This window comes from Chamaesiphon sp. VAR_48_metabat_403 (assembly GCF_031422475.1).
Taxonomy (GTDB): Bacteria; Cyanobacteriota; Cyanobacteriia; order Cyanobacteriales; family Chamaesiphonaceae; genus Chamaesiphon.
Map to the genome: position 1 here is coordinate 1 of NZ_JANPLS010000115.1, position 3,504 is coordinate 3,504.

3 protein-coding genes are annotated in these 3,504 nt (G+C 46.8%); all 3 read right to left on the reverse strand.

Features of this window, described 5'->3' with window-relative positions:
* Nucleotides 1-149 precede the first annotated feature (149 nt).
* Nucleotides 150-929, reverse strand: coding sequence for a GerMN domain-containing protein (locus RMO79_RS06015; protein ID WP_310482149.1), 780 nt, complete (start codon nt 927-929; stop codon nt 150-152).
* A gap of 333 nt (nt 930-1,262) precedes the next feature.
* Entirely contained in the window at nt 1,263-2,066 is an 804-nt protein-coding gene (locus RMO79_RS06020; RefSeq protein ID WP_310482150.1) for a DUF2993 domain-containing protein, read from the reverse strand.
* A 114-nt stretch (nt 2,067-2,180) separates the two neighbouring features.
* A partial coding sequence (gene proS, locus RMO79_RS06025; protein ID WP_310482151.1) for a proline--tRNA ligase occupies nt 2,181-3,504 on the reverse strand: 1,324 nt, incomplete at its 5' end.

Sequence of the window (3,504 nt, forward strand, 5' to 3'; positions counted from 1 at the left end):
GTATGTGATTTAAATGTCTGACAGCTTAGTGGATCGCACAATAGACGATACTGTAAGGGGATAGACTGCACTGATGGCAGACTACGCCAACTTCAACAACGACATCACACATTGCAATCGTCTATTTTTGGGATGGGAAAAGCGTAACGTTATGGAGTCGTCGAGCTAGCTGGATTGATGGGGAAATCGCGATCGTAAGTTTCGCGCGTAATCGGTTGTCTGACTTCGACACCAACATCGCCGAGGACTTCTAGCTTTTTACCTTCAACCGTAATCCAGACAGGCGCGCTGGGATTTTCAGACGTAGCCGTGTATACTACTTGACCTAATCTACCAATCATCGAAGTCGCACCAAAGCCTTGTGTAAACTCTTTAGATAAGTCGATATGGATGCCATCTGCTAGCACTTTTGTACTCAAGAGCTTGGTACCAACGGGAATTGTCGATGTCAATTTACCATCGGGCTTACCTGATGCAGCGAGTAGTGTTGAAATAGATCTAGTAACTCCCGCTGCTGGAGTTGTCTCCGTAGCTTGAGGAGCTTGCTGCTCTTGTGGGACTAAAATAGTTTTTTTACCATCATCATCTAGCCGCCAAATTTTGACAGTGGTTTCTTTTTGGGCGATCGTAGGCGGAGTAGTAGTTTTGGTGTTAGTCTCGCCGACGTTAGGGGTTGTCGATGAAGTCTGTGGCGTGGTGACAGCAGTCTCAGGTGCTGTCGGAATTTGAGTTGCTGGCTGCGGATTAACTTTAGCAGGATCGATCGTGACGGGAGTAGTAACTGGGATATTACTGGGAGTAATTACTACCGGGCGGTTGTTATTGGAGATTGTCAACCATGCTAATCCACCACCGATTGCAGTTGCGGCCAGAGTGACGGCAGAGATCGTCGCAACGACGTTTTTAGATATCGATTTTTGGTGTTCCATAATTAAAAATTCAGATAGATCGTGAGAACCATTAAACAGCAAGTAGCGATTGAGGATGGTGTCAAAGCTGTGCGACTCAGACTAACCGATCGATCCCTAATAACTAGCAACTGGCAAGTGTTTGCCGTCTAGTGACCTGTCAAGTGAGCATTTTCAGCATTCTTGTCGATCTACTATTATTTTAACTGCTCGAAAGCGATTCGGCGATGAAAAATATCGATCGATACAGACTCCCCTCTCAGCCAAAAATTAAATTGCAGATAGTAGATATTAGCTAGCGATAAACAAGTAAATGCGATCGGGGTAGACCCGCACGAATTTAAGAGCCACAAATTACTCTTTACGCCCAGATATCCGCACGAAAGCTGCCAGTTCTAGCTCTTGAGGCTTCACCTCGAACTGGAGAATCCGGGTAAAGAGTCCGCGCTCTTCAAGGATATCTACACTCAGTTGTTCGCCAATTCCAGTCGTCAAGCCAGATAACAGAAATGGTGGTACTGGAGTTTTTCCCACCATCGCCTTTGGATCGACTAACTGAAATTTGCGCCCACCAATGACACTTACACCAGTTTCGAGACTGACGGGGAGTTTTTCGCCAGAAGCCGGATCTAGTAATTCGGCTTCGATGCCCAACCGATTGTTACCGATGAATTGGACTTTGGGATTAGTAATTTGGTAATCCTTATTCAGCGAACCAGCAGCAGCACCACCGAGAGTACTAGTAGTCATTTTCTGAAGCCGCGCGATCGAATCAGGAGACTTTAAGAAATTATTTAGATCTTCTTGATTGAACTTAAACTTCACCGCCGCCTGAATAGGCTGCCCAAGTGAAGAGGCGCGCGGGTTTTGCCCATCTGCTTGAACTGCTTTAAGATCGACCGCAATCGGATCGGTTTCGACTTCTAACGTTTCGATTCGCAGATCTTTAGTTACCCACAACCCCCGTCCGGCAATCCGAACTTTATTAATTTTGCCATTAATAATCTGGTGCGGCGGCGCGTTATCGGTTCTAACTTGTAACTGCTCGGCTCGATCGATCTGCGACAAAACGGCAGCTTCGACATTTTTGTCTACTACCACTCCAGTGATTGAGAACAAAGACGTAATACCGGATAGGAGGATGGCGATTAGTTCCATAAGAGCGGGGAAGGGGGATCTGGGGGAGGGGAGTGTGGGGAGTGTTGGGGGTGTGGGGAGTGTGGGAGGAAATTTTCCTTTACCCTCTAAAGCCTAAAACCTAAAACTTAAAGCCTAACCCCCGATCCACTGTTTAATCGTCTCACCAACATCCCCGACGGCAATATCTTGAGATTGTTTCGTAGCACGTTGGACGACTTCTACCTTACCATCTTTGAGCGATCGACCAGTGACAATTCGGAAGGGAATGCCGATTAAGTCAGCGTCCTTAAATTTGACCCCAGCCCGCTCGTCGCGATCGTCGAGGATAGTTTCGACCCCCATCTGATTTAACTCGGTGTAGAGGCGTTCTGCGACCTCCATTTGCTGGGCATCGGAAATATTCGGAACACAGATAATCGCATGATAAGGCGCGATCGCGATCGGCCAAATAATGCCATCTTTATCGTAAGATTGCTCGACTGCTGCTTGAGCCAACCGGGATACGCCCACACCATAGCAACCCATTACTAGTGGCTGCTCCTCGCCTTGCTCGTTGGTAAAGGTGGCTCCCATTGCGGCAGAATATTTAGTCCCCAATTGGAAAATATGCCCGACTTCGATGCCGCGTGCGGTTTCCATCAGTTGAGTCGGATCGTGGATCGCGCGATCGCCCACCATTGCTTTTTGAACGTCTACATTGACAGATGGGAGCGGGAAATTAATATTCCAATTCGCACCGACAACATGTTTTTCGGCTTCATTCGTGCCTGTAATAAAGTTTGTCAAACTAGCAGCAGTCCGATCGACAATCCGCAGAAATTGGGGATGAATATTCGGACTCGCCTGAATATATTCGTCGCTCAAATCGGGAGCGATATAACCGAGAGGCAATGGTTTCGCAGCCCATTTAGCGATCGCGACTCCATCAGGTACTTCGAGGGCGATGACTGTTTTGGCACCATAATTCGGGGCTAATTTCCCCAATTCATTAGTTAATTTAACCTGATTGACCTCTCGATCGCTCCGAATGCTAATTAATATTAAAACCGTCTTACCATTATCATAAACAGCCTGCTGAAGAACGTTTTTGACGATCGAGGTCAGATCGCACTCAAAGAATTTTGCTAGTTTCTTAATCGAGTTGGTATTGGGCGTATCCTTGATTTCATAACTAGTAAAAGTCGAAGCGACAGCATCGGGAGCTAGAGAAACAGCTTTTTCTACATTAGCGGCATATTTACCATCCGCCGTATACATCACATCATCTTCACCCGCATCCGCCAGCACCATAAATTCCTGCGAACCAGAACCACCAATTGCGCCAGAGTCCGCATCTACAGCCCGAAATTTTAAACCGCAGCGCGTCAGCATCTTGCAATAAGCATCATGCATGTCATCATAGGTAGCCTTGAGACTCTCAGTATCTGTATGAAAGGAGTAACCATCTTTCATGATA